General features: G+C 64.8%; 21 protein-coding genes. 4 read left to right on the forward strand and 17 right to left on the reverse strand.

Going from position 1 to position 24,989, the window contains the following annotated elements:
* Nucleotides 1-8: 8 nt before the first annotated feature.
* The 15 genes from glpK to araD form a co-directional block, all read right to left on the reverse strand.
* Nucleotides 9-1,499: a glycerol kinase GlpK gene (gene glpK / locus ACPJXG_RS11070; RefSeq protein ID WP_425254255.1), complete on the reverse strand. Its 1,491-nt coding sequence runs from the start codon at nt 1,497-1,499 to the stop codon at nt 9-11.
* Nucleotides 1,496-3,055 carry a glycerol-3-phosphate dehydrogenase gene (gene glpD, locus ACPJXG_RS11075; RefSeq protein WP_425254256.1) on the reverse strand — a complete coding sequence of 520 codons (1,560 nt, stop codon included), beginning with the start codon at nt 3,053-3,055 and terminating at the stop codon, nt 1,496-1,498. The genes glpK and glpD overlap by 4 nt, the downstream gene beginning before the upstream one ends.
* Before the next feature lie 42 nt (nt 3,056-3,097).
* A complete protein-coding gene (locus tag ACPJXG_RS11080; RefSeq protein WP_425254257.1) occupies nt 3,098-3,859 on the reverse strand; it encodes a TSUP family transporter in 762 nt (253 codons plus the stop codon).
* Between the two features lie 7 nt (nt 3,860-3,866).
* Complete coding sequence (locus tag ACPJXG_RS11085) at nt 3,867-5,888, reverse strand: alpha-glucosidase (RefSeq protein WP_425254258.1); 2,022 nt, start codon at nt 5,886-5,888, stop codon at nt 3,867-3,869.
* A gap of 82 nt (nt 5,889-5,970) precedes the next feature.
* The gene (locus ACPJXG_RS11090; protein WP_425254259.1) at nt 5,971-7,374 is read right to left on the reverse strand and encodes a porin; all 1,404 of its coding nucleotides are present in this window, start codon (nt 7,372-7,374) and stop codon (nt 5,971-5,973) included.
* A gap of 65 nt (nt 7,375-7,439) precedes the next feature.
* Nucleotides 7,440-8,894, reverse strand: coding sequence for an NAD-dependent succinate-semialdehyde dehydrogenase (locus ACPJXG_RS11095; RefSeq protein ID WP_425254260.1), 1,455 nt, complete (start codon nt 8,892-8,894; stop codon nt 7,440-7,442).
* A gap of 29 nt (nt 8,895-8,923) precedes the next feature.
* Nucleotides 8,924-9,712, reverse strand: a complete 789-nt coding sequence (locus tag ACPJXG_RS11100; RefSeq protein ID WP_425254261.1) for an SDR family NAD(P)-dependent oxidoreductase — start codon at nt 9,710-9,712, stop codon at nt 8,924-8,926.
* Nucleotides 9,713-9,740: 28 nt separating this feature from the next.
* Nucleotides 9,741-10,649 carry an SMP-30/gluconolactonase/LRE family protein gene (locus tag ACPJXG_RS11105; RefSeq protein WP_425254262.1) on the reverse strand — a complete coding sequence of 303 codons (909 nt, stop codon included), beginning with the start codon at nt 10,647-10,649 and terminating at the stop codon, nt 9,741-9,743.
* Nucleotides 10,642-11,529 (reverse strand): aldose 1-epimerase, encoded by an 888-nt coding sequence (locus tag ACPJXG_RS11110; protein ID WP_425254263.1) that lies wholly within the window; start codon nt 11,527-11,529, stop codon nt 10,642-10,644. Before ACPJXG_RS11110 ends, ACPJXG_RS11105 begins: the two co-directional genes overlap by 8 nt.
* Nucleotides 11,530-11,538: 9 nt before the next feature.
* A complete protein-coding gene (locus tag ACPJXG_RS11115; protein ID WP_034755232.1) occupies nt 11,539-12,369 on the reverse strand; it encodes a carbohydrate ABC transporter permease in 831 nt (276 codons plus the stop codon).
* Complete coding sequence (locus ACPJXG_RS11120; protein ID WP_402718619.1) at nt 12,366-13,280, reverse strand: carbohydrate ABC transporter permease; 915 nt, start codon at nt 13,278-13,280, stop codon at nt 12,366-12,368. The genes ACPJXG_RS11115 and ACPJXG_RS11120 overlap by 4 nt, the downstream gene beginning before the upstream one ends.
* 76 nt (nt 13,281-13,356) lie before the next feature.
* Nucleotides 13,357-14,607, reverse strand: a complete 1,251-nt coding sequence (locus tag ACPJXG_RS11125) for an ABC transporter substrate-binding protein (RefSeq protein WP_035819750.1) — start codon at nt 14,605-14,607, stop codon at nt 13,357-13,359.
* A 46-nt stretch (nt 14,608-14,653) separates the two neighbouring features.
* Nucleotides 14,654-15,757: an ABC transporter ATP-binding protein gene (locus tag ACPJXG_RS11130; protein ID WP_402718618.1), complete on the reverse strand. Its 1,104-nt coding sequence runs from the start codon at nt 15,755-15,757 to the stop codon at nt 14,654-14,656.
* A gap of 62 nt (nt 15,758-15,819) precedes the next feature.
* Nucleotides 15,820-16,632, reverse strand: coding sequence for an HpcH/HpaI aldolase family protein (locus tag ACPJXG_RS11135; RefSeq protein ID WP_402718617.1), 813 nt, complete (start codon nt 16,630-16,632; stop codon nt 15,820-15,822).
* 41 nt (nt 16,633-16,673) lie between these two features.
* Nucleotides 16,674-18,341 (reverse strand): L-arabinonate dehydratase, encoded by a 1,668-nt coding sequence (gene araD, locus ACPJXG_RS11140; RefSeq protein WP_254798439.1) that lies wholly within the window; start codon nt 18,339-18,341, stop codon nt 16,674-16,676.
* Between the two features lie 396 nt (nt 18,342-18,737).
* Between araD and ACPJXG_RS11145 the strand changes: the two genes are divergently transcribed.
* The 3 genes from ACPJXG_RS11145 (at nt 18,738) to ACPJXG_RS11155 (ending at nt 23,067) form a co-directional block, all read left to right on the forward strand.
* Nucleotides 18,738-19,772, forward strand: coding sequence for a LacI family DNA-binding transcriptional regulator (locus tag ACPJXG_RS11145; protein ID WP_425254264.1), 1,035 nt, complete (start codon nt 18,738-18,740; stop codon nt 19,770-19,772).
* A gap of 272 nt (nt 19,773-20,044) precedes the next feature.
* Nucleotides 20,045-22,333, forward strand: coding sequence for a 5-methyltetrahydropteroyltriglutamate--homocysteine S-methyltransferase (metE, locus tag ACPJXG_RS11150; protein WP_425254265.1), 2,289 nt, complete (start codon nt 20,045-20,047; stop codon nt 22,331-22,333).
* A gap of 239 nt (nt 22,334-22,572) precedes the next feature.
* Complete coding sequence (locus ACPJXG_RS11155; protein WP_425254266.1) at nt 22,573-23,067, forward strand: hypothetical protein; 495 nt, start codon at nt 22,573-22,575, stop codon at nt 23,065-23,067.
* A 45-nt stretch (nt 23,068-23,112) separates the two neighbouring features.
* Here the strand turns inward: ACPJXG_RS11155 and ACPJXG_RS11160 are convergent, their stop codons facing one another.
* Nucleotides 23,113-23,301 carry a hypothetical protein gene (locus ACPJXG_RS11160; RefSeq protein WP_099378805.1) on the reverse strand — a complete coding sequence of 63 codons (189 nt, stop codon included), beginning with the start codon at nt 23,299-23,301 and terminating at the stop codon, nt 23,113-23,115.
* Nucleotides 23,302-23,436: 135 nt separating this feature from the next.
* On the opposite strand from ACPJXG_RS11160, the gene ACPJXG_RS11165 reads away from it, so the two are divergent.
* Nucleotides 23,437-24,507 carry a transketolase-like TK C-terminal-containing protein gene (locus ACPJXG_RS11165; RefSeq protein WP_278316256.1) on the forward strand — a complete coding sequence of 357 codons (1,071 nt, stop codon included), beginning with the start codon at nt 23,437-23,439 and terminating at the stop codon, nt 24,505-24,507.
* On the opposite strand, the gene ACPJXG_RS11170 is transcribed toward ACPJXG_RS11165, so the two are convergent.
* Nucleotides 24,492-24,983 carry a MarR family winged helix-turn-helix transcriptional regulator gene (locus ACPJXG_RS11170; protein ID WP_425254267.1) on the reverse strand — a complete coding sequence of 164 codons (492 nt, stop codon included), beginning with the start codon at nt 24,981-24,983 and terminating at the stop codon, nt 24,492-24,494. The two genes, ACPJXG_RS11165 and ACPJXG_RS11170, sit on opposite strands and share 16 nt — an antisense overlap.
* Nucleotides 24,984-24,989 lie beyond the last annotated feature (6 nt).

Genomic DNA, 24,989 nt, shown 5'->3' on the forward strand with positions numbered 1-24,989 from the left:
AGCGTTCGCTATCCCTCCCCATTTCCCGTAAACCGCCGCACCGCCACCTCCCACTGCTGCATCAGGCTGGCAGCCTGGTCGCGTCCGATGGTGGGCAGGAAGGTTCTTTCCGCGCGCCAGTGCGATGCCAGCTCTTCCACGCCACGGTACTGGCCGATGGCCAGGCCCGCCAGATAGGCGGCGCCCAGGGCCGTCGTTTCGATTACTTTCGGGCGCACCACGGGAATGCCCAGCAGGTCCGCCTGGAATTGCAGCAGCAGGTTGTTGGCGCAGGCGCCGCCGTCCACGCGCAGTTCCGTGATCGGTGCTTGCGCATCGCGCGTCATGGCGCCCAGCAGGGCGGCGCTCTGGAAGGCGATCGCTTCCAATGCCGCGCGGGCGATGTGGCCCACCGTGCTGCCACGGCTCAGGCCCAGGATGGCGCCCTTGGCCGACGGCACCCAGTAGGGCGCACCGAGTCCCGTAAACGACGGTACGAAGACCACGCCGCCCGAATCGGGCACCGAGGCGGCCAGGCCTTCCGCTTCGCCCGCGTGGCCGATGGCACCGAGGCCGTCGCGTAGCCACTGCACCACGGCGCCGCCGATGAAGACGCTGCCTTCGAGCGCATATGTCGGCTGCGCGCCCACCTGGCAGGCGGCTGTGCTGATCAGGCCATGCTGCGATTGCGCGCAATGTTCGCCCGTATTGAGCAGCAGGAAGCAGCCCGTGCCATAGGTATTCTTCGCCATGCCCGGCGTAAAACAGGTCTGGCCGAACAGCGCCGCCTGCTGGTCGCCGGCAATGCCGCCGATGATGACGGGGCTGCCCAGCACCTCGGCATCCGTTTCGCCATACACGTGGCTCGATGGGTGGACGGATGGCAGCAGGCTGGCGGGAATACCCAGCCAGTCGAGCAACTGGGTATCCCAGCAGCCTTCATGCAGGTTCCACAGCATGGTGCGCGAAGCGTTGGTGACGTCGCTCACGTGCAGGCGGCCGCCCGTCATCTTCCACGCCAGCCACGTATCGATGGTGCCGAAGGCCAGTTCGCCGCGCATGGCCCGCGCGCGGACGCCGGGCACGGCGTCGAGTATCCAGCGCAGCTTGGTGCCGGAAAAATACGGGTCGAGCACCAGGCCCGTTTTCGCGTGGATGGCGCCGGCCAGGCCGCGCGCGCGCAAGTCCTCGCACAGCGCTTCCGTGCGGCGGTCTTGCCAGACGATGGCGTTGTAGACGGGTTCGCCCGTGGCGCGGTCCCACACCACGGTCGTTTCGCGCTGGTTGGTGATGCCCAGCGCGCCCAGGGCATCTGCTTTCAGGCCTGTCTTGGCCAGAACTTCGCGGCAGGTCGCCAGTTGGCTGTGCCAGATTTCCATCGGATCGTGTTCGATCCAGCCTGGCTGCGGGAAGAGCTGGCGAAACTCGCGCTGCGCCACGGCGACGATGGCGCCGGATTCATCGAAGACCATGCTGCGCGAACTGGAGGTGCCCTGGTCGAGGGCCAGCAAATACGTCATGCCGCCACCTCTTGCGCCAGATGGGCCGCCAGCCACTGCTGCACGCGTTCCACATCGGCCGGCGCGCAGCGCAAGCCCAGTTTACTGCGCCGCCACAGGATGTCGTCGCTGCTCCTGGCCCATTCCACCTCGATCAGATAGCACGCTTCGGCCTCGTACAGGCCGGGCGCCAGCTGCTCACCCAGGTCGGCCATCGAAGTGGCGCCCGTCAGCAGGCGCGTGGCGCGGCTGCCGTAGGCACGCGCATAGCGGCGCGCCAGCGCGGGCGGCAGCCAGACGTGCTCGCGCTGGAAGTGGGCGAGAAAAGCGTCGAAATCATGGCTGTCCACCAGACGATTCGGCTGCTGCAGGTCGCCGCCGGGCAGGGGCGCCTCGGCCGTCCACGCCGCGCCGGTATTGTCCAGCAGGGGCGCCAGCAAGCCCAATGCTTCCTCGGCCAGCTTGCGGTAGGTGGTGATCTTGCCGCCCCAGATATTGAGCAGCGGCGCGCCCGTTGCCGCCTCGCCGCGCGCCACTTCCAGCAGGTAGTCGCGCGTGACGGCCGACGCGTTCTGCGCGCTGTCGTCGAGCAGAGGGCGCACGCCGGAATACGTCCATACGACGTCGGCGGGGGAAATCTCGCGCTTGAAATAGCGGTTCGCCGCCTGGCACAGGTAATCGATTTCCATCTGGCTGATTTTGACCTGGCTGACCTCTCCCTTGTATTCCTCGTCCGTGGTGCCGATCAGGGTAAAGTCATCCTGGTAGGGGATGGCGAAGATGATGCGCTGGTCCGGGTTCTGGAAGATGTAGGCGTGCGGATGCTCGAACAGGCGCGGCACGATGATGTGGCTGCCCTTGATCAGGCGCAGCCCTTGCGTCTTGCCGCCGCCGGCCGCGCCGGCAAATTGTGCCGTCCACGGTCCCGCCGCGTTGACGATGGCGCGCGCGCGCAGCGTCTTGCGCTGGCCGTCCCCGGCTTGCAGGGTGGCTTGCCAGGCGCCGCCATCGCGGCGCGCGTCGATGCAGGCCGTGCGCGTGAGGATGTGCGCGCCGTGCTCCTGCGCGTCGAGCGCGTTGAGCACCACCAGGCGCGCATCGTCGACCCAGCCGTCGGAGTACACGAAGCCCTTGCGGTAGCCGGCCTTCAGCGGTTCACCCGCCGCGTGCTTGTCCAGCGCGATGCCTTGCGAGGCGGGCAAAAAGGCCCGCTTGGCCAGGTGGTCGTACAGGAACAGGCCCGCGCGTATCATCCAGGCGGGGCGCTGTGCTGCGTCGTGCGGCATGACGAAGCGCATCGGCCACATGATGTGGGGCGCGGCGCGCAGCAGCACTTCGCGTTCCTGCAGCGCCTTGCGCACCAGTTTGAATTCATAGTATTCGAGGTAGCGCAGGCCGCCGTGTATCAGCTTGGTGGACGCGGAGGAGGTGTGCTGCGCCAGGTCGTGCTGTTCGCACAGCACCACGCGCAAGCCGCGGCCGGCCGCGTCGCGCGCGATGCCGGCGCCATTGATGCCGCCGCCGACGACGAGCAGGTCGCAGTCGGCGGGCAGGGAGGAAAAGCGGGAAGCGGACATGGAAGGTTCGTCTTGTAAAAGTAAAAGGGAAAAGGCGCCGCCTCAGGCAAGCAGCGACAGTACGGGCGGCAGCACGAGGGCCAGGCCGGCGATCAGCAGGAGCACAAAGACGGCGCGGCGCACGTGTTCGATGGGCAGGCGCGAAGGATGGCGGCGCGCCAGCCACGTCAGGCCCATCACCAGCGGCAAGGCTTCGAGGGTCAGCCACAGGGCCGTCATGCTGAACTGGCCGTGCGCCAGCACGAGGGCCAGGCGCAGCACGGCGTTCGCGGCGAACAGCACGATCAGCGAGTGGCGGATCATGTCGGCCGGCCATGGCTGGCGGTACAGGTGGTACACCATGGGCGGGCCGGCGCTGGCGAACAGGCCGCCCATCACGCCGGACACGCCGCTGAAAAACAGGAAGGCGGGCAGGCCGGATTGTTGTGCACGCGCGCTGGCGCGCAGCACCAGCATGAAGGCGCAGACGACGATGGCGCAGCCGAGCAGGAAGCGCAGCAGGCTTACCTGCTGCGCGCTGAACCAGCCCAGCAAGGCCACGCCCGCAGCCACGCCCATCTGGCTGACGGCCAGCGATGGGCCGAACACGGGCCAGGCCAGCTGCGGACGCGTGCGGCCAAACGTGATGGCCGCATTCACCAGCACCAGCACGCTGACCACGTTGGCGACGTCACCCAGGCTGGCCAGGTGCAGCACGGCCGTCAGGCCCAGCAGGATCAGGCCAAACGCAAAACCCGTCAGGTTCTGCGCCACGCTGGCCAGCGCCACGCAGGCCAGGAACAGCAGGTGCGACGCCACGCTCATGCCAGTCTCATTTCGCCAGCGACAGGAAGAAGTCCTGCTGCGCGCAGCCGCGCCGCACGAAGACGGGCGGCTGGCCCAGCGGCGCGTCGACTTCCACGCGCTGGCCGCCGTCGAAGGCGGCGCCGCTCCACAGGTGGATCCAGGCGTCGCCCTGCGGCAGGTAGGCGCTCCAGCGCGCGGCGCCGGCCGCGTGCACGGGCGCCACCAGCAGGTCGGGGCCGAACAGGTACTGGTCCTGGATGGCGTAGGTGGCGCGGTCGTGCTCATAGTGCAGGAACAAGGGGCGCTGCAGCGGCAGGCCGCGCGCCACGGCGTCTTCGGCCAGGGCGCGGATGGTGGGCGCCAGCGCCACGTGCAGCCGCGTCATGCGGGCAAAGTGGCGGAACACGTCTTCATCCTGGTAGAACTGGAAGTTCTCGTCGGGACGGTTGCCTTCGTGCGTGCGCATCATCGACGTAAACACGGCCATTTCCGTCCAGCGCTGGAACAGTTCGGCCGTGCGCAGGTTGCCGAACAAGCTCGTATAGCCGCCGATGTCGCTGTGGTGGTAGGCGTTGCCCAATAGGCCGGACGACAGGGCGCCGCAGATCACCGTCTGCAAGCCGTCGTGGCGGCTGAAGTCGACCGACTGGTCGCCCGCCCACAGCAGCGGGCAGTGCGCCTGCACGCCCGTGTAGCCGGCGCGCATGAAGAAGGTGGCGTCGCCGGTCTTGCCGGCCCGTTCGATGGCGCGCGCATTGACTTCGGCCCACAGGGTCGGCCACGCGTTGTGCATCAGGCGCGCGTCGGCGCCATTGTGCAGGCGCAGGTCGATCGGCAGGTATTCGCCAAAATCGGCCATCCAGCCGGACAGGCCGAAATCGAGCATTTCCTGGCGCAGGATGCGTTCCTCGAACCACAGCGCGGCGGCCGGGTTGGTGAAGTCGACCACGCCGCAATCGAATTCGCCGAAGTCGACCAGGTAGGCGCCGCCATCGATGGCTGTCGCCAGGAAGCCCTGTTGCAGCGCTTCCTGGTACAGGGTGCCGTCGTTGCACAGATAAGGGTTGACGTAGCCGAGGAAGCGGATGTCCTGCTTGCCCAGGTCGGCGATCCAATTCTTCAGGTCAGGGTAGCGCTGCGGCTGCCAGCGCCAGTCCCAGAACAAGCGTTTGCCGAACGAGGTCTGGCGCAAGCCCACCCAGTCTTCGCACCACAGGGCGCTGACGGGCAATCCGTGCTCCTGCGCCTGCGCCAGGATGGCGCGCGCGTGCTCCTCGCCGCCTTTCAGGCCCAGCATGGCGCCATTCTGCAGCCATGCCGGCAAGTGCGGCTGGCGGCCGAAGCGCTGCGAGACGACGCCGACCAGGTCGGCGAAGGTCTCGGCCAGCATGAATTCCAGGCGCTCGGGCATGGCCCAGAATTGCAGCTCGTGGAAATCGGGCTGGCGGAAATCGAAGTCCGCATACGCCGTCGTTTCCGCGTGCAGGCAGTAGCGCTGCGATGAGATGAAGCTCGGCTGCGGGTAATTCGTGTGATAGTAGTCGCCGCCCGACTTGGACGTGACGTCCGCCTGCCACGTCAGATGCGTCGACTTGTCGCGGCCCACGCCCGGCTCCGACGTCCACAGGGGGAAGTGGCGGCCGCGCAGGTCGAAGTACGACATCTGCTCGCCGCAGCCCCACACATGCTCGTCTTTCTCTGCGGGCAGGCGCAGCCACAGCCGGTTCCAGTCCGGCGCCGCATAGCGCACCACCAGGTGCAGGCCATGCGGCGTCGCTTGCACGGCCAGCACCAGTTGCGCAGCGTCTCCCGCATGGCGCGCGAAGCTCAGCGTGGTGGCGCCATCGGCCTCGGTGACGGCCAGCGCGCGCAGGGCGCTGCGCTCCTCGACGTAATCCTCGATCTCGAAGTTACCGCGGTACATTTCCATGCTTTCGCGGCCCTGGCCGACGAACACGCATGGCGCAGCGGCGCTGTGGCGCAGCAGCAAGCGGCCGGCGCAGCGCAGGGCGACGCCGTCATTTTCCTGGTGTAGTGTGTACTGCATGACGATCAACTCCTGTGAAAACCGGCCGCCGCATGGCGGGGCATGCGGGCGGGCCGGCGGTGCATCAACAATTAAGCACTAATTAAAAGACGAGGAACATGCCGGCGGTCAGCTCGACGGGGCTGTAGCCGAAGTAGTTATTGTCCCCCCGGAACTGCAATACGCCCAGCTTGGCGTGACTGTTGTTGGCGATGCGCGTGGCGTACGCGTAGAACGACAGGGTAGGCTGGAAGTTGTACAGATAGCCCAGCGAGTAGGCCGTCGATTTTGGCTTGCCCACGCCATCGCCCGTGTTCGTGCCGAACGCGCCTTTGGCGTTGACGCCGTCATAGCTGATGTGCGCCAGGCTGCCCTCAATGCGGTGCTTGCCAAGGTCATACGCGCCCGAGACGCCAAAGGCGTCGGCCGCATAGCCGCCCGCGTTCGACACGCGGTAGGACGTGTAGGAGCCGCCCAAGGTAAAGTCGTTCCACTTGTAGCGCGCGCCGACGATATCCGTGACCTGGTTGCGCTTGATGAAGTTCGGCGTGCCGGCCGTGCTGATGTCGTTGCTCTGCTGGTAATCCATGTGCGCATAGCCGAGGAACAGGTCGCCCTTTTTGTACAGCACGTTGGCGGCCCAGCTGCGGCCATCGTTTTCCAGGTCGGTTGCGGAAGACGCCTGCTGGCCGGCCGAATACGACACCTCGGCCGAGACGTTGTTCCAGGTGGGGCTGCGGTAGCGCAGCGCATTGCCGTAGAACAGGGCCGTGCCCGAGTTGTTGCCGGCCAAACTCGTCGTCTTGCTGGCGTTGCCCGTCACGGGGTCTTTCAGGTAGCGGCCCAGCGATTCGGGGCGCGTGAGCGAGAACAGGGCGCTGAAGTCATTGGCGCCGTAATTGTGCGCCGAGGCCAGGTCGGCGCCCAGCGAGACCCAGAACGGCGCCATGTACATGGTGCCGCCTTCGATCGAACCCCAGGTGGTCGACGCAAAGCCGACGGTGGAGCCGCGGTTGAACAGCACGGACGAGGTGGTGTTGTTTTGCGTGCCGCCGCCCGCGTTGCCGTTGAACAGGTTCAAGCCTGTCTCGACGCCGAAGATGGCCTTGTATTCATCGCTGAAAACCCAGGCGCCCGTGAGGCCCAGGCGGCTGGCCATCTCGCCCTGGTTCAGGCGGTGGTTCGTCAGCTGGCGCCCGCTGGCATCCTTGCCGCGCGAAACCGTGTAGCCGATGTCGCCACGGCCGTACAGCTTCCAGTTGAAGCCGGTGACGGGTTTCACGGGGGCCGCCGCCGGTGCGGCCGCCATCGCTGCGGCAGGTACCGCTGCGGGTGTAGGCTGAGCCGCTTTCGCTTCCATCTGCGCCACTCTTTCCTGCAGCTGGGCCAGCATGGCCTTCATGTCGCTCAGTTCGTCGGCGCGCGCGTTAGCGCTAACAAATGGCGACGCGAGAAGCACGCCGGTGATGGCCGCGGCCAATGTGGTCTTGCGCAATGTCGTTTGCATGATCTTGTCTCCTGTGTTTTTTATGAGTATGCTTGCTGATCCCTGCCTTGCCTACCTTGAAATAATCAAATCCCTCCCATGCACAAATATTTGATATCGAGAAAGTCGTCCATGCCGTAATGCGAGCCTTCGCGGCCCATGCCCGAATGCTTGACGCCGCCGAATGGCGCCATTTCATTGGCGATCATGCCCGTGTTGATGCCGACCATGCCCACTTCCAGTTCTTCGGCCACGCGCCAGACCCTGCCCAGGTCGCGGCTGTAGAAATAGCCGGCCAGGCCGAATTGCGTGGCGTTGGCCATGGCGACGACTTCGTCTTCGCTGTGGAAGCGGAACAGCGGCGCCAGCGGGGCGAAGGTTTCCTCGGTGGCGACCAGCATGTCGCTGTTCGCTTCCAGTACCACGCTGGGCTCGAAAAAGCTGCCGCCCAGCGCGTGGCGCTTGCCGCCGATGGCCAGCTTGCCGCCCTTGGCCAGCGCGTCGGCGATATGCTGCTCGATCTTGCGCACGGCGTTTTCATCGATCAGCGGGCCTTGCGTGACGCCAGCGTCCAGGCCATTGCCCAGTTTCAGCTCGGCCACCTTGGCCACCAGGCGGGCGGCGAAGTCGTCGTAGATGCTGTCCTGCACGTAGATGCGGTTGGCGCACACGCAGGTCTGGCCGCTGTTGCGGTATTTCGACATCAGCACGCCTTCGACGGCCGCGTCGATGTCGGCATCGTCGAAAACGATGAAGGGCGCGTTGCCGCCCAATTCCAGCGACAGCTTCTTGATGGTGCCGGCCGCCTCGCGCGACAGCCAGGCGCCCACTTCCGTCGATCCCGTAAACGTGATCTTGCGTACCAGGTCGTTGTGGCACAGTTCCGTGCCGATCGCTTGCGCGGCGCCAGTCACCACATTGAAGACGCCGGGCGGCACGCCGGCGCGCAGCGCCAGTTCGGCCAGGGCCAGGGCCGACAGCGGCGTTTGCGATGCCGGTTTCAAGACCATGCTGCAGCCGGCCGCCAGGGCGGGGCCGGCTTTGCGCGTGATCATGCCGTTCGGGAAATTCCACGGCGTGATGGCCGCGCACACGCCGATCGGCTGCTTGATGACGACGATGCGCTTGTCGTTCGACGGCGGCGCGATGACGTCGCCATACGCGCGCTTGCCTTCCTCGGCAAACCACTCCAGGTAGGCCGCGTTCGAGACGATCTCGCCCTTCGCTTCGGCCAGCGACTTGCCTTGCTCGCTGGTGAGGATCAGCGCCAGGTCGTCGGCGTGCTGCAAAATCAAGGCATGCCAGGCGCGCAGCACCGTGGCGCGCGCCTTCACCGTCTGCTTGCGCCACAGCCGGAAGGCCGCATGCGAGGCGGCGATGGCGCGCCGCGTCTCGGCCGCGCCCATGCGCGGCACGGTGGCGATGACGGCGCCCGTGGCCGGATTCGTGACATCGATGGTGGCGCCGTCATCGGCGTCGCACCAGGCGCCGTCGATCAGGCATTGCTGTTTCAACAGGCTTGCGTCTTGCAGGTTCAACATGAGGGTTCTCCTTGGATGGATGATGCGGCTTAACCCGCGACGGAAACTTGGGCCAGTCCCGCGTCGACGATGATGTTCTGGCCCGTGATGCCGTCCGAATCGTCGGCCGCCAGGAACAGGGCCGTGCGTGCCACGTGGCCCGCATCGAGCCGGTATTTCAGGCATTGCAGTTCGATGAAACGCCGGTCTTCTTCCGGATCGCGCCACAGCGCGGCCTGGCGGTCCGTGACGATGGCGCCCGGGGCGATGGCGTTGACGCGGATATTCTGTTCGCCCAGCTCGCGCGCCAGGGTGCGCGACAGGCCCGCGATGCCCGCCTTGGACGTGGTGTAGCCGACCAGGTTGGGGCGTCCGCGCATCCATGAAATCGAGCCGAGGTTGATGATGGAGCCGCCGCCGGCGGCCGCCATGCCGGGCGCCACCTGCTGGATGGCGAACACGTGGTGTTTCAGGTTCAGGGCCAGGCAGTTGTCCCAGTACTCGGGCGTCAGTTCGGCCAGCGAATGGCGGTCGTCGCGGCCCGCGTTATTGAGCAGCACGCGGATGGCGCCGAAGCGCGCCTCGACGTCGGCCAGGCTGGCCTGGTAGGCGGCGATGTCGCGGATGTCGCTGTACACGAAATGCGGCGCATGGCGGCACAGGGGCGCCAGGCGCGCAGCCAGGGCGGCGCTGGCGTCGCGGTCGATGTCGCAAAAAGCCACTTGCGCGCCTTGCAGGGCGAAGTGTTCGACCATGGAAGCACCGATGCCGGAGCCGCCGCCGGAGACGAAGACCACGCGGTCCTGCAGGCTGGGGTAGAGAGTGATGTTGGCGTTCATGCTGTCCTCGGGAGGGTTGTGTGGAGTATCAATCCCGGTAAAGGGGTTCGGCGCGGCCGGCCACGTCCAGGCGCACGGCAAACAGGCCTCCGGCTTGCGGCTGGCGCGCCAGTTCATCGTCGCTTGCGCCTTCGCGCGCGCTGGTGATGTACAGGGTGCGCAGGTCGGCGCCGCCAAAGGCGATCATGGTGGGGCGTGCGACGGGCACGTGCACGATGTCGATGATCTCGCCCTGCGGCGAAAAGCGCAGCACCCGGCCGCCTTCGTACTGCGCGCTCCAGTAGCAGCCTTCCGCGTCGATGGCCGCGCCATCGGGGCGGCCGCCATACACGGCCTCTTCGCCTTTGACGGGGAGGCGGGCAAACACCTGGCGCTCGCCCACCTGGCCGCTGGCCGCGTCAAATGCGAAACGGTAGATCACGTGGTTTGGCGTATCGGACTGGAACAGGAATTTTCCATCTTCCGCGAAGGCGAGACCGTTGCTGACTTTCACGCCAAGATCGTGTTGCGGTCCCCAGCCCAGGCGCGTGGCACCCCGTTCCAGGCAAAACATGGCAGCCAGTTCCGCCGTGCGCGGCTCATACATGGCGCCGGCCCAGAAACGCCCGGCGCTGTCGCAGCGGCCATCGTTGAAGCGCATGTTGCCGCTGTCGTACGGTGCATCGGCCAGCTTGTCGAGCAAGCCTTCCTGCGGATAGAAACGGTAGAAGCCGTCGCGCAGGGCCGCCACCAGGCCGCCCTTTTCAGCCAGGGCGATGCAGCCCGGCTCGCACGGCACCCACCAGACGCGGTCGTGGTTTGTGGCCGGATCGTAGCGGTGCAGACGTCGCCCGGCGATGTCGATCCAGTACAGGCATTGTTCGGCCACGCTCCACAGCGGGCATTCGCCCAGCTGGGCGCGCGTGTCGAGCACGAGTTCGGCTTGCCATTCACGCATGCTGTTTCTCCTCGATTGCCAGGCGCATGGCGATGTGCAGGCTCTCGCCGGGCGCCAGCAACCGCATGCCCGTGTCGTGCGCGCCGCGCGCGGCCAGCGCGAACGCGTTATTCGCGTGCGTGACGGGTTCCAGCGCAATGAAGCCGCGCTCGTCGTTGGGCGCGAAGCAGACCAGGTGGCGGCAATTGTCGCTGGCCGACAGCTGCACGGCATAATCTCCGTAATCGAGGCTGGCGCGGCCCGTCCAGCCGCTATAGCAATTGTCCGCCTGCCAGCCGGCCACCGGCTGCGGCGTGGCGAATGGCGACGCTTGCGCCACTGGTGCGAGGCCGGCCGGCAAGCGGTCGTCGCCCATGCTCCACACGCCATCCCATTGCGTTTGCAGGCGCAGGCCAGTGGCCAGCGGGAAGTAGGGGTGAAATCCCAGGCCGGCGGGCATGGCGCGCGTGTCGTCATTGCGCACCGATAAAGTCAGGCGCAGGCCGGCATCGTCGAGCAGCACGGTTTGCTGCACCGTGCAGGCAAATGGCCAGTCCGCGTCGCCGCCATGCACGAGCAGCAGTTCGGCGCTGTCGCTTGTGCGCGCCGCCACGTGCCAGGCGCGCTGCCAGCCAAAGCCGTGGATGCTGTGCGGCTCGGGCGGGAAATTGGCGCGCAGCGCATACGTCTGTTCCGACGCCTGCAGCACGGCGTTGCCGATGCGGTTCGAATACGGCACCAAAGGATAGCAGGCCATCTGCCGCACACCAGCAGCGGCCGGCGCGGCGCGCAGGATGTCGCGTCCGCGCCAGCGCAGTGCCGCCAGCGCGCCACCCGTGGCCGGGTGGACGTCGGCACGGCAGTCGCCGTGCGCCAGGGTGAAGGGAGACTGGTGGTCCATGTCTTCGCCTTAGCCCTTCAAGCCGCCCGAGGTCAGGCCGCTGACGACCTTTTCCTGGAAGATCACGATCAGCACGACGATGGGCACGATGGCCACCACCAGCGCCGCCGAAATGATCGGCCACGGGAAGGCGAACTCGCCCTGGTACAGCTGGATGCCGACGGGCAGGGTGCGGTAAGCCACGGCCGAATTCATCGACAGCGCCAGCAGGAACTCGTCCCAGGAATTGACGAACGCGAGGATGGCGGCCGTCGCCACGCCAGGCGCAGCCAGCGGCAGCACGATGCGCCACAGGGCGCTCAGGCGGGTGCAGCCGTCGAGCATGGCCGCATTCTCGATGTCGCGCGGAATATCCTGGAAAAAGCTCACCATCATCAGGGTGCAAATCGGCAGGTTCAGCACCGTGTACGGCAGCACGAGCGCCCAGTAGGAGTTCAGCAAGCCCAGGCTGCGCATGATTTCGAACAGCGGCACCATCAGGGTCACCAGCGGGAACATCGACACGCCGATGATGGCCGTCAGGATCAAGCCACGGAAACGCAGGCGCAAGCGGGCGATCGCGTACGCGGCCAGCGCGCTGATGAACAGGCTGAGCAGGGTCGACAGGCCGGCCACGATCAGGCTATTCGTCAGGAACGTCAGCAGCGGCTGGTCCTGGAAGGCCGAGATGAAATTGCCGATGGTCGGTTCGTGCGGCCAGTAGGTGATCGGCTTTTGCGTCAGTTCGCTCTCGGTCTTCAGCGAGGTGAACAGAATCCACAGGGCGGGAAAGACGCCGTTGAGGATGACGATCGCGGCGGCGAACCAGCGCAGGCGCTTCGATGAAAACAGGCCGCTCATTCTTTGTCTCCTCTTACATATTTCAGATACACAAACGTGGTGGCCATCGACAGCAGGAACATGAACACCGCCAGGGTCGAGCCGTAGCCCACGTCAAGGTAGTCCACCGTATTGGACTGGATGTACATGGCCAGGGTCTTGGTTTCATCGCCAGGGCCGGGCATGTTGTACGGAATATCGAAGGACTGGATGGCCGTCAAGGTGCGGAAGATCAGCGCCACCAGCATCGATGGCACCAAGAGCGGCAGGGTCACTTCCGTAAATTGCTTCCACTTGCTGGCGCCGTCCACCTCGGCCGCTTCATACAGCGAGGCGGGGATGGTCTGCAGGCCGGCCAGCAAAATCAGGGCCATGAACGACGAGGTTTTCCAGATGGTCGTGATGCAGATGGCGGCCATGGTCAGCGCGGGCGAGTTGAACCAGATTTGCGGTTCCCAGCCCAGGCCGGGGATCAGCAGGTCGATGCGGCGGATGATGTCGTTCACCAGGCCGTATTCGCTGTGGAAGAACCAGGCGAAGATCAGGCCGACGAAGGCCAGCGGCAAGGCCCACGGCAGCAGTAGCGCCAGGCGCACGGGCCAGCGGTATTTGAACGGCATGTTTGCCAGCATGGCCAGGCCCAGGCCCGCCACCAGCGCGCCAGGCACGGTGACGACGGTGATGATGATGGTGTTTTTCATGGACTTCCAGAACAGGCTGTCTTCCAGCGCCATCTTGTAATTGTCCAGGCCCACGAAACTGGGCAGGCCGCCGCCGGACAGGCGGATGTCGAAAAAGCTGTTGTAGATCAGTTTGCTGACCGGGTAGGCCACGATCAGCAGTAAAAACAGAATCGCCGGCGTCAGCAGGACCCAGGCCAGCGTCGTTTCGCTGGGGTCCGTGATGCGGCTTTTCAGGGTGCGTTGCCTCATGATTTCCTCGTCTGTTGCGGTGTGCGTATGCGTGTGCCGCCCGGGCCGCCGTTGTGGCGGCACGGGCGCATGCCGGTTAGCGCAGGATGCGCTTGACCCGGTTTTCGATCTCGGCCACGCCGGCCGCCGGCGTCTTCACGCCCGCCATCACGGCATTTGTATTGACGCGCACGGCTTCCGACACTTCGCTGTAGCGCGGCGTGACGGGGCGCGAACGGGCGCTTTGCACCACCGGCAGGGCATCGGCGAACCAGCCATTGACGGCCAGCACTTCCTTGTCCTGGTAGACGGACGGGTAGACGGGCAGGTTGGAGGCCTTGATGGCCAGCTGCTTCGACACTTCCGGACTCGACAGCCAGCGCACCAGCTTGGCCGACGCTTCCTTGTTCTTCGAGAACGAGGACACGGCCCACTGCCAGCCGCCGATGCACGAGGCCGGCTTGCCGCCCGCCATGGCCGGCAGGCTGACGACGCCAACTTTATCTTTCACGCTGCTGTCGGCGCCATCCTGGAAGTGGTTCCAGGCATAGCCCCAGTTGACGGCAAACAAGACATTACCCGCCTGGAATTCCTTGCGCGTGTCGTCGGTGGCCACTTCGGCAATGTTCTTTTTCGCCACGCCCTGGTCGACCAGCTTGCGCCACATGGCCAGGCCCGCTTCCGCCTTGGGCTTGTCCAGGGTCAGCTTGCCATTGGTGACCAGTTCGCCGCCCTGGCTCCAGTACGGCAACAGGAAAGTGCAGACGGCGCCTTCGATGGCTTTGCCCTGGAAGCTGATGCCTTGCAATTCCGGATTCTTTTCGCCGGCCTGGATGGTGCGCGCCACGGTGGCCAGCTCATCCCAGGTTTTCGGCGCCGCCAGCTTGTACTTGGCCAGCAAATCCTTGCGATAGTAGAGGAACATGGCGTCGGCAAAGGCGGGCAGGGCGACGACCTTGTTGTCGACCATATTCGCTTGCTTGTAGGCGGGCAGGTACTGGCCCATGATCTTGTCGCGGTCGGCGCCCAGGTATTTGTCCAGGCTTTCGATCCAGCCAGCCGAGGCATATTGCGCCGGGCGGATGATGTCGATCAGGAAGACGTCCAGGGTAGTGTCGCCAGCCGACAGTACCGTGTTCAGGTATTTCTGCTGCAATTCGGACGTGGCGCCGCCCGTTTCCAGGTCGATCTTGACGCCGGGATTGGCGGCCATGAATTTGGCGAACAGTTCGCGCATGACTTCGGGGCGCTCCTGGCCGCCGACAAAGACTTTGACCGTTTGCGCTTGCGCGCCGGTGGCGAGGACGAAAGTGGCGCCGAGCGCCAGGACGAGGGATTTGATACGCATGATGTTTGTCTCCTGTTTTGGTATGGAAATGCCGCTTGTGCGCGGCTTATCGGGATGGCAGAACCGCGCCGCCCTGCGGATCGAACAGATGGAATTTCTCCATGTCCAGCTGTACCGTGACTTGCTGCCCTGGCGCCAGGGCGAACGTGGGTGGCAGGCGCGCCGTCAATTCGCCGCCTTCGCACTGGAAGATGACGAGGGTTTCCGCGCCCAGCGGTTCGACCACCACGACTGTCGCGGCCAGGGCGGCGCTGGCGCTGCCGGCCGCTTCCAGAGTGATGTCTTCCGGGCGGATGCCGAATTCCACGGCGCGGCCATCGAGCTTGCCGCAGGCAGCCTGACGTTCGGCCGGCAGGGCCAGGCGGGCCGCGCCCAGCACGATCTCGGTCTGGCCGGCGCCATTGCGCGCCACCTTGGCGCCGAGGAAGTTCATCGGCGGCGAGCCCGTGAAGCCGGCGACGAATTTCGACACGGGTTCGTTGTAGATCTGGTCCGGCGTGCCGACCTGCATGATGTTGCCGCCGGACAGTACGACGATGCGTTCGGCCAGGGTCATCGCTTCGACCTGGTCATGCGTGACGTAAATGGTGGTGGCGCCGATGCGCTGGTGCAGCTTCTTGATTTCCGTGCGCATTTCCGAGCGCAGCAGGGCGTCCAGGTTCGACAGCGGTTCATCGAACAGGAACAGCTTGGCCTGGCGCACGATGGCGCGGCCCATGGCCACGCGCTGGCGCTGGCCGCCGGACAGGGCGCGCGGCTTGCGGTCGAGCAAGTGGTCGATTTTCAGGATGGTGGCGGCGGCGCGCACGCGCTGTTCGATTTCCGCCTTCGGAAACTTGCGCAGCTTCAAGCCAAAGCCCAGGTTGTCGAACACGGACTTGTGCGGGTACAGCGCATAGTCCTGGAACACCATGGCGATGTCGCGCTCGCGCGGCGGCAAGTCGTTGACGACCTGCCCCTCGATGGAGATGGTGCCGCCCGTGATGGATTCGAGCCCAGCGACCATGCGCATCAGGGTGGACTTGCCGCAGCCCGATGGGCCGACGAAGACGACGAACTCGCCTTGCTTGATTTCCAGGTCGATGCCATGAATGACTTCGACGCCGTTGTCGTACTTCTTGACGACCTTTTCCAGTTTTACACCTGACATGCTTGTCTCCAAAAGATGCGAATGACGCGTCTGAGCGCGCTACGTGCGTTGCAACAAAATAATTAGTAGGCACCCGTGTCGAGGGCTTTCGCCAGCGACGGTTTCAGGGCCGTGATGAAGGCGTTGGCCTGGCGCATCATCATGCCCATGTCCGAGGCGATGGCCACGTAGTCATAGCCGTAATGGATGAAAGTGTGCACCATTTCCGGCGAAGGGCCGACAATGCCGATCGGTTTGCCAATGGCGCGGGCGCGGCGGGCAGCGTCGGCAATCGCCGCCTGCACGTCGGGATGGCCGATATTGCCGATATGGCCCATCGCGGCCGACAGGTCGCCGGGACCGACGAACAGGGCGTCGACGCCCTCGACGGCGGCGATCTCTTCCAGCTGCGCCAGCGCGGCCGGCGTTTCCAGCTGAATAATCGAAAAGACGGCGCCGTTGGCGCGGGTGGCGTAGTCGGGCACGGTGCCATAGCGGCTGGCGCGGTGCATGGCGGCAAAGCCGCGCGTGCCGGGAACGGCCTGGCCCGGCTGCGGATAGCGCGTGGCGGCCACGGCGCTGCGCGCTTCCGCGGCGTTTTCCACGAACGGGAACATCAGCGTTTGCGCGCCGATGTCGAGCGCGCGCTTGATTTGCACCAGGTCGTTCCAGGCCAGGCGCACGACGGGGCAGGCCGGCGTGCCGCCCACGGCTTGCAGGATCTGGTAGGCGTCCTGGTAGTCGATGGGCACGTGTTCCATGTCCAGCACCAGCCAGTCGAAGCCGGCGCAGCCCATGGCTTCGGCCGTGACGGGCGTGCCGGCCATCAGCCAGCTGCCCAGCGGTACTGCTTTGTCCGCCAGCAAGGCGCGGAAAGGGTTGTTCAAGATATCCATGTTGATCCTGTGCTCTCTATATATGTCGGAAGATGGCGGCGTCAGAAGATCGGCGGCTCGGGCGTGGCGGCGTTGCCCAGCAAGAAGTCGAGGTCGCAGCCCTGGTCGGCCTGGGTCACGTGTTCCATGTACAGCTTGGTGTAGCCGCGCGCATATTTTTGCGCGGGCGCCTGCCACTCGGCGCGGCGGCGCGCCAGTTCCTCGTCCGTCACGTCCATGTTCAGGGTGCGCGCGGCGATGTCGAGCTCGATCATGTCGCCATTGCGCACCAGGGCCAGCGGGCCGCCCACGGCCGCTTCCGGCGTCACGTGCAGCACGCAGGTGCCGTAGTGGGTGCCGCTCATGCGCGCGTCGGAGATGCGCACCATGTCGCGGATGCCCTGCTGCAGCAGCTTTTTCGGCACGGGCAGATTGCCCCATTCCGGCATGCCGGGCGCGCCGATGGGGCCGCCATTGCGCAGGATCAGCACCGTGTTTTCATCGATGTCGAGGTCGGGCGCATGGATTTGCGCCAGCATCTCCGCGTTCGAATCGAACACGAGGGCGCGTCCCCGGTGTTTGGCGAACTTCGGATTGGCGGCCGACGGCTTGATGACGGCGCCGCCAGGGCACAGGTTGCCGCGCAGCACGGCCAGCGCCGCGCCGTCGGCCACCGGCTGCGACACCTTGCGGATCACGCTGTCGTCGAGGCAGACGGCGTCGGCGATGTTTTCGCCCAGGCTGCGGCCCGTGACCGTCAAGGCCGTCAAGTCCAGCTGCGGCGCGATTTCCTTGAGCAGGGCCGGCATGCCGCCCGCATAGAAGAAATCTTCCATCAGCTTGTCGCCGGACGGGAAGAGGTTGGCGATGACCGGGACTTTTTGCGCCATCGCATCCATTTCATCGAGCGACAGGGCCAGGCCGGCGCGCCCGGCAATGGCGACCAGGTGGATGGCCGCGTTGGTCGAGCCGCCGAGCGCCATGTAGGCGGCCACACCGTTCGACAGCGCGGCGCGGGTGAAGAAGCGCGACGGCTTCAAGTCTTCCCACACCATGCCGACGATGCGCTCGCCGCATTGCGAGGCCATGCGCACGTGGTTGGCGTCCATGGCGGGAATGCTGGTGGCGCCCGGCAAGGTAAAGCCCATCGCTTCGACGATGGACGTCATGGTCGAGGCCGTGCCCATGGTGTTGCAGGTGCCGGGCGAGCGCGTCATCTTCGCTTCGAGCTTGATCCATTCGGGCTTGGCGATGTCGCCGGCCACGTAGTCGTCCCAGAATTTCTTGGTATGCGTGCCCGCGCCCACGCTCTGGCCGCGGTAGCGGTCGTTGAGCATGGGGCCGGCAGGGCAAAAGATGGCGGGGATGTCCATGCTGATGGCGCCCATCAGCATGCCGGGCGTCGTCTTGTCGCAGCCGCCGAGCAGCACGGCGCCGTCGATCGGCAGCGAGCGCAGCAGTTCTTCCGTTTCCATGGCAAGGAAGTTGCGGTAGATCATGGTCGTGGGCTTGACCATGACTTCGCCCAAGGACAGGGCCGGCAGCTCGACGGGGAAGCCGCCGGCCAGCAGGATGCCCCGTTTGACGGCTTCGGCCCGTTCGCGCAAGTGCGAGTGGCACGGCGACAGGTCGCTCCAGGTATTGATGATGGCGATGACGGGGCGGTCGAGGAATTCCTCGCGGCGCAAGCCCATCTGCTGCAGGCGCTGGCGGTGGGCGAACGAGCGCATGTCGTCTGGGGCCAGCCAGCGCTGGCTGCGCAGGGATTCCAGCGTGCGGCGGGAGGTAGCGGAGCTCAATGTGTGTCCTTTTTGGTTGCCTGGCGCGCTGCGTATGGCGTTCCAGTGCTGCTGTCTCGGGTCTTGCTTGCGGCCTTTGTTAGCGCTAACATTGCAAGTACAGCGAAATATAATTTGAATCGCTGGGGGCTGTCAACAGATTTAATGCAGGGTGCAGGCGCGCAGCCCTTACACTATCGGCATGATTTCATTGACGCCAATTTCCAGGGTGGAATTTATGCGGCCCGGCCGAAGGGCCGTAAAGCACCGGCGTTACGCTGGCGTCCCCCGTGCGCCCGGCCATGGCATGATGCATGGTGATCACCGATTTTTGAGAAGGCAGTACCCATGAACGACCCAGTACGCAAGCGGCGCGGCCTCGGCCGCAGCACCGTGTTCGATGTGGCCAAATTGGCACAGACCTCGGCCATTTCCGTGTCGCGCTATTTCAAGGAGCCGGACCGCGTGTCGCAGGAAACACGCGAGCGCATCAAGAGCGCCATCGACCAGCTCGGCTATATCCGCAACGAGGCGGCCGGCGGCCTGGCCTCGACCCAGGGCCGCATCGTGGGCGCCATCGTGCCCAGCGTGTCGAACTCCATCTTTGCGGAAACCATCCAGGGCTTGTCGACCACCTTGTCGCAGCACAATTACCAATTGCTGCTGGCCACCCACGATTACTCGATCGAGACGGAAGAAAAAGTCGTGCGCGCCTTTCTCGGCTGGTCGCCGCGCGCGCTCGTGCTGACGGGCGCCGACCACAGCGCCGCCACGGAAACCCTGCTGGCCGGCTTGCAGATTCCCGTCATCGAAACGTGGGATATCCGCTCCGAGCGGCCGTATCCGCAGATCGGCTTTTCGCATATCGCCACGGGGCGCGACATGACCCTGTATTTGCACGCGCAAGGCTACCGGCGCATCGTCTACGTCGACAGCGGCATCGGCAGCGATTTCCGCGCCCGCAAGCGGGCCCAGGGCTATGAGGAAACCATGCGGCAGCTGGGTTTGCGTGCGGACATCGTGCAAGCGTCGGTGACGGCGCCGCTCGATGCGGGCGGGCAAGTGTTCAGCGAGCAAATGGCGCGCGCCGAACGACCCGACGCCCTGTTTTTTGCCAACGACAACATGGCTGCCGGCGCCATCTATGAAGCGGCGCGCCTGGGCATCCGCATCCCCGAGCAATGTGCGGTGGCCGGCTTTGGCGACTTCCCGTTTTCGGAAAAACTCATGCCGGCGCTGACGACGATACGCGTGCCGCGCTATGACATCGGCCGCCTGGCCGCGCAAGCCATCCTGCAGCGCCTGGGCGAAGTGGACGAGGGCGCCGCGTCACCGGCATTGGCGCCGCTGTCCTACGAGCTGATCGCGCGGGCCAGCGCTTGAGATACCGTACTTGCCGCAGATATTGATGAATCATATTTCCATCATCACAACATGCAATTGGATGGATATGCTGCGATGCGGCATCATGCACTTGTCTCCTCTACTTCCTCACAGGAATTAGATTCAGCCCGCTCCCGTAGCGGGCTTTTTTTTGCCTGTGCCCGTCTGCGCTTCTATGAATATTGCTAATGGATATATGAAGTTTTACCATTATTTTTCATGGATGAAAGCCTCTATGATGTCTCCATACTTCATCAGGAGGAACTACCGCCATGACCGTCACGACACATAACTTGGGTTATCCGCGCATTGGCGCCAAACGGGAATTGAAATTCGCCCTGGAAGACTACTGGAAGGGCCAAAGCAGCCTGGACGCGCTGGAAGGCCATGGTGCGGACTTGCGCCAGCGTCACTGGCAAGACCAGAGCGGGCTGGACCTGGCGCCCGTCGGCGACTTTTCCTTTTACGACCAGGTGCTGGACCTGAGTTTTACCCTGGGTAACTTGCCGCAGCGCGTGCGCGGCTTGCAAGGCGCGGCGCTCGACAACTATTTCCGCGTGGCCCGCGGCCGCTCGGCCAGCGACAGCGATTGCAGCTGCGTCCACGCCGGCGAAATGACGAAATGGTTCGACACCAATTATCACTACATCGTGCCGGAATTTTCGGCCGGGACGCAGTTCAAGCTCGACAGCAGCCGTTTGCTGCGGCAACTGGCGCAAGCGCGTCAATTGAGCGTCAAGGCCAAGCCCGTGCTGATCGGCCCGGTCACCTATCTGTGGCTGGGCAAGGCCAAGGATGATTCCGACAAGCTGGCGCTGCTGCAAGGCTTGCTGCCCGTCTACGTGCAACTGCTGCAGGAACTGGCGGCCCAAGGCGTGGAATGGGTGCAGATCGATGAACCGATCCTCGTCACGGAACTGGACGGCGCCTGGCAGCAGGCGCTGGTCACGGCCTATGATGCCTTGAGCAAGGTCAAGAACGTCAAATTGCTGCTGGCCACGTATTTCGGCAAGCTGCAAGACAATCTGGCACTGGCGTGCAGGCTGCCCGTGCATGGCTTGCATCTTGACGCCATCAACGCCCGCGAGGAAGTGGCGCAGGTGATGGCCCAATTGCCCGCCAGCAGCGTCCTGTCGCTGGGCGTGGTGAATGGCCGCAATATCTGGAAGACGGATTTGAATGAGGTGCTGGCATGGCTGGAACCCGTGCACGCCAGCCTGCAATCGCGCCTGTGGATCGCCCCGTCATGCTCCTTGCTGCACGTGCCCGTCGACCTGGACAGTGAACAAAAGCTCGATACAGATATCAAATCCTGGCTGGCCTTTGCCCGTCAAAAGCTCGATGAAGTGCACACCCTGGCTGGCGCGCTGAATAAGGGCCGCGCCTCCGTGCAGGCGGCGCTCGATGCCAATCATGCGGCCGTGCAAGCGCGCCGGCAGTCGCCGCGCGTGCACAATCCCGACGTGAAAGCGGCCGTGGCCCGTATCGATGCGAGCCTGGGCCAGCGCGCCGGCAGCTATGCCGAACGTGCCGCCAAGCAAGCTGCGCTGCTGCAATTGCCCGCGTACCCAACGACAACCATCGGCTCCTTCCCGCAGACGGCGGAAATCCGCCAGGCCCGCAGCCAGTTCCGCAGCGGCCAGCTCGATGCAGCCAGCTACAAAAAACTGATGCAGGCGGAAATTGCCCATTGCGTTCAGGAACAGGAAACACTGGGCCTGGACGTCTTTGTGCACGGCGAAGCGGAACGCAACGACATGGTGGAATATTTCGGCGAACAGCTCGACGGCTACGCCTTCAGCCAGTTCGGCTGGGTGCAATCGTACGGTTCGCGCTGCGTGAAGCCGCCCATTTTGTTCGGCGACATCAGCCGTCCGCGCGCCATGACGGTCGAGTGGAGCACCTACGCCCAGTCGCTGACGGACAAGCCGATGAAAGGCATGCTGACGGGCCCCGTCACCATCCTGAACTGGTCTTTCGTGCGCGACGATCAGCCCCGTTCCGTGTCGTGCTACCAGCTGGCGCTGGCCATCCGCGCCGAAGTGCAGGACCTGGAACAGGCCGGCATCCGCGTGATCCAGATCGACGAAGCGGCATTGCGCGAAGGCTTGCCGCTGCGCAAATCGCAATGGGCCGAGTACCTGCGCTGGGCCGTGGAATCGTTCCGCATCACGGCCAATGGCGTGGCCGATGAAACGCAGATCCACACGCACATGTGCTATTCGGAATTCAACGACATCATCGCGCAGATCGCCGGCATGGATGCGGACGTGATCACGATCGAAACGTCGCGCTCCGACATGGAATTGCTGGACGCCTTCGATGATTTCAACTATCCGAACGACATCGGCCCTGGCGTCTACGATATCCACTCGCCGAATATTCCTGCCCAGGAACAAATGGTAAAACTGATGCGCAAGGCGGCCGAGCGCATCCCCGCCCAGCGCCTGTGGGTCAACCCCGATTGCGGCTTGAAAACGCGCGGCTGGAAAGAAGTCATACCCGCGCTGGCCAACATGGTGGCGGCCGCGAAAACCTTGCGCGGCGACGCCGTGGCATAAGGATGGCAGGGGCAGGGGAGGCCGCTATGGCTGAGATATAGAACAATCGTATTTCTGTCATCACAACATGCAATTGGATAATGATGCTGCGATGCGGGATCATGCATCTGTCTCCTCTACTTCCTCACAGGAATTAGATTCAGCCCGCTTCCGTAGCGGGCTTTTTTTTGCCTGTTTTCCCACGGCTGCATGCCTTAAGATAAGCTTGTTTAAGCATAAACATACAAGGAGACAAGTTGATGATGCCTTTGTTTCGCGCCGCCGGCATGCTGGCGCTGATGGCGCTCGGTGCCTGTTCGGAGGAGAAGCACCCGCTTGACCGCCATTTGGCGCAGTTGCATCCGGTCACGGTCGCGGCACTGCCCGATATGGGATGGCCGCCCGGCACGATGCTGTGCCCGATGGGCATCTATCAGAGCGAGCTGATCGACCCGGTGCCGCATGCAGAGCGCGTTAACGCATTCCTGAAGCAAAAGAAATTTCTGGGTGATGAAGGCCTTTGGTCGCTGATCGTCGTCACACCGGTGTCCGAAGGGGACGCCGGTATCGAGCAGCTGCTTTTCAAGCGCGGCGATTACGACGTGATCAATGATCCGCAAATCATCGCGCGCGATGCGGAAACGGTGCCAGCGGGCTTTGCCCCGCAGACTTGCGTCACCGTAGAGCAAGCCCGCGTGCTGGTGACGCGCGCACAAGGAACGCATCGAAAGCTCGTTATTTTTGGAGCGAGCTAGGCCCGCTTGCATAGCGGGTTCTTTTTGCCTGCGTCATGCGTGGCGCTACAGCACATTCGCCGCCACGGCCGAACTGTAGTTGCGCGCCAGTGCCGCGATGATGGCGGCCATCGCCTGCGGGTTGTCGGTGGCGCCGAAATGCGCGGCATACAGGCGCTTGGCGGCCTCGACTTGCGCGTTCGTCAGTTTCACGGCATAGGCCATGCGCACGGTTTCAGGATTGTTCAGCGTCATTTTTCACCTCGAAGACAGGAATGTCGGTTGGCCCGCGTCCCTTGCTCGCGCAAAGGATTGCAACTACAATCGTTGCATTTGCAATCGTATAGGCTATGTCTGCCTTGCGCAAGCGTTGTTGAAACAGGAGCCTTCATGCATTCTTCCCCTTCTTCTCCGCCGTTGGACGCCGCGCGCGACGCCGCTCAAGCCTGCCTGGCCGCGCTGGCGGCAGCGCCGGCGTTGCCGTTGCGGCAGGTTTCGCCGCGCCGCGCTCTGGGCGCCATGGCGGGCAGCTTGCAGACGGGCCCGGGTGCGGCGAATGCCATCCGCGTCGTGCGCGCGGAAGTGACGCACCGGCATGATGATGCCTGGAATGTGACGGCGTCCGCCAGTGCCTGGCCGCTGCGCTATGGCGCCGACAAACCGTTGCTGTATCTGTGCCGTCCCGCTTCGGTTCAGGCACTGAGTGGCGTGCTGGTCGATGCGCGCGAGCGTGGCATCGTTTGCAGCGATGCGGAAACGCAATCTTCTCGCTGGCCGAAAGGCGTGCAGCCGGCGCTGCCCGCCTGGCTGGCCGCGCAGCACAATTGCATGCCCTTCGACCCGGCGACGGGCGAGGAAGTACGCGCCATCCTGCGCGCGGCACTGGAAACGCTGTATGTGGAACAGCAGCCAGGTTATTACTACCTGGCCATACATGATGCGGATGCGGTGGCGGCGCCCTTGTCGGATGCCGATGCGGCAGCGGCCAGCCTGGGCATGTACCGCGTGTCGCCGCTGAGCCCTGAGCCATGCCGGGTGCGTCTGTGCGGGGCGGGAACGATGCTGGCCGTCGTTGCTGATGCCGCCCGCTTGCTGCAGGAGGACTGGGATATTGCCGCGCAAGTGTGGAGTTGCCCCAGCTACACCCGCCTGGCGCGCGATGCGCAGGCGGCGGAGCAGTGGAACCTGTGTCACCCGCGCGCCATTCCAAGACTGGCCCATGTGCGGCGCTGCCTCGATGACAGCGCCGCGCCCGTCATCGCCGTTACCGGCTATGGGCAGCACATCGCGGGCCAGATCGGCGGCCATGTGCGCGGGCGTTTCATCGCCGTCGGCGCTGACGCCATGATGGAGGTCAGCGCGCCATGGCTGGCCGTCACCGCCTTGAAAGCCCTGGCCGACGACGGCGCGCTGCCCCTGCAGTTCGTCGAGTACGCGCTGCGGCGCTACGCCTTGGTCTGAACCTTGCCCTGGCCTGCGTTGCGTGCCGCCTCGGCGGCGCGCACGAGGGCGGCGCTGAAGTCTTGCTGACCGCCGTTGTCAAATTGCGCCAGGAACAGGTCGGCCACCGTGGCCTGGTAGACGGCCCACATTTGCTTGCGCAGGATTTTTCCTTCTTCCGTGATGGAAACGAAGGCGGCGCGCCCGTCTTCCATCGACCGCGTGCGCGTCACCAGCCGGTCCGTTTCCAGCTTGTCCACCAGACGCGTCAGGTTGTAGCGTTCGATGGCCAGCGCGTCGGCCAGTTCGTGCATGCGGCGCGAACCGTCGGGGCCGCTTTCGAGTCCCCACAGCACGTCATACCACGCATAGACGGGCAGCTTGGCCGCCGCCAGGCGGCGTTCGATCTCGCGGATCATCAAACGGTGCGTACGCACGAATGAAAACCACAGGTCGGGCGCGGGGGGCGAGCCAATTTCAGGCGCAGTTTCAGACATCGGTAT

The sequence above is a fragment of the Janthinobacterium sp. NFX145 genome (assembly GCF_049810325.1).
GTDB lineage: Bacteria > Pseudomonadota > Gammaproteobacteria > Burkholderiales > Burkholderiaceae_D > Janthinobacterium > Janthinobacterium rivuli.

Coding starts and splice junctions, on each gene's coding strand:
- glpK (WP_425254255.1), bottom strand. CDS start 1,499: ATGACGTATTTGCTGGCCCTCGACCAGGGCACCTCCAGTTCGCGCAGC.
- glpD (WP_425254256.1), bottom strand. CDS start 3,055: ATGTCCGCTTCCCGCTTTTCCTCCCTGCCCGCCGACTGCGACCTGCTC.
- ACPJXG_RS11080 (WP_425254257.1), bottom strand. CDS start 3,859: ATGAGCGTGGCGTCGCACCTGCTGTTCCTGGCCTGCGTGGCGCTGGCC.
- ACPJXG_RS11085 (WP_425254258.1), bottom strand. CDS start 5,888: ATGCAGTACACACTACACCAGGAAAATGACGGCGTCGCCCTGCGCTGC.
- ACPJXG_RS11090 (WP_425254259.1), bottom strand. CDS start 7,374: ATGCAAACGACATTGCGCAAGACCACATTGGCCGCGGCCATCACCGGC.
- ACPJXG_RS11095 (WP_425254260.1), bottom strand. CDS start 8,894: ATGTTGAACCTGCAAGACGCAAGCCTGTTGAAACAGCAATGCCTGATC.
- ACPJXG_RS11100 (WP_425254261.1), bottom strand. CDS start 9,712: ATGAACGCCAACATCACTCTCTACCCCAGCCTGCAGGACCGCGTGGTC.
- ACPJXG_RS11105 (WP_425254262.1), bottom strand. CDS start 10,649: ATGCGTGAATGGCAAGCCGAACTCGTGCTCGACACGCGCGCCCAGCTG.
- ACPJXG_RS11110 (WP_425254263.1), bottom strand. CDS start 11,529: ATGGACCACCAGTCTCCCTTCACCCTGGCGCACGGCGACTGCCGTGCC.
- ACPJXG_RS11115 (WP_034755232.1), bottom strand. CDS start 12,369: ATGAGCGGCCTGTTTTCATCGAAGCGCCTGCGCTGGTTCGCCGCCGCG.
- ACPJXG_RS11120 (WP_402718619.1), bottom strand. CDS start 13,280: ATGAGGCAACGCACCCTGAAAAGCCGCATCACGGACCCCAGCGAAACG.
- ACPJXG_RS11125 (WP_035819750.1), bottom strand. CDS start 14,607: ATGCGTATCAAATCCCTCGTCCTGGCGCTCGGCGCCACTTTCGTCCTC.
- ACPJXG_RS11130 (WP_402718618.1), bottom strand. CDS start 15,757: ATGTCAGGTGTAAAACTGGAAAAGGTCGTCAAGAAGTACGACAACGGC.
- ACPJXG_RS11135 (WP_402718617.1), bottom strand. CDS start 16,632: ATGGATATCTTGAACAACCCTTTCCGCGCCTTGCTGGCGGACAAAGCA.
- araD (WP_254798439.1), bottom strand. CDS start 18,341: ATGCGCTCGTTCGCCCACCGCCAGCGCCTGCAGCAGATGGGCTTGCGC.
- ACPJXG_RS11145 (WP_425254264.1), top strand. CDS start 18,738: ATGAACGACCCAGTACGCAAGCGGCGCGGCCTCGGCCGCAGCACCGTG.
- metE (WP_425254265.1), top strand. CDS start 20,045: ATGACCGTCACGACACATAACTTGGGTTATCCGCGCATTGGCGCCAAA.
- ACPJXG_RS11155 (WP_425254266.1), top strand. CDS start 22,573: ATGATGCCTTTGTTTCGCGCCGCCGGCATGCTGGCGCTGATGGCGCTC.
- ACPJXG_RS11160 (WP_099378805.1), bottom strand. CDS start 23,301: ATGACGCTGAACAATCCTGAAACCGTGCGCATGGCCTATGCCGTGAAA.
- ACPJXG_RS11165 (WP_278316256.1), top strand. CDS start 23,437: ATGCATTCTTCCCCTTCTTCTCCGCCGTTGGACGCCGCGCGCGACGCC.
- ACPJXG_RS11170 (WP_425254267.1), bottom strand. CDS start 24,983: ATGTCTGAAACTGCGCCTGAAATTGGCTCGCCCCCCGCGCCCGACCTG.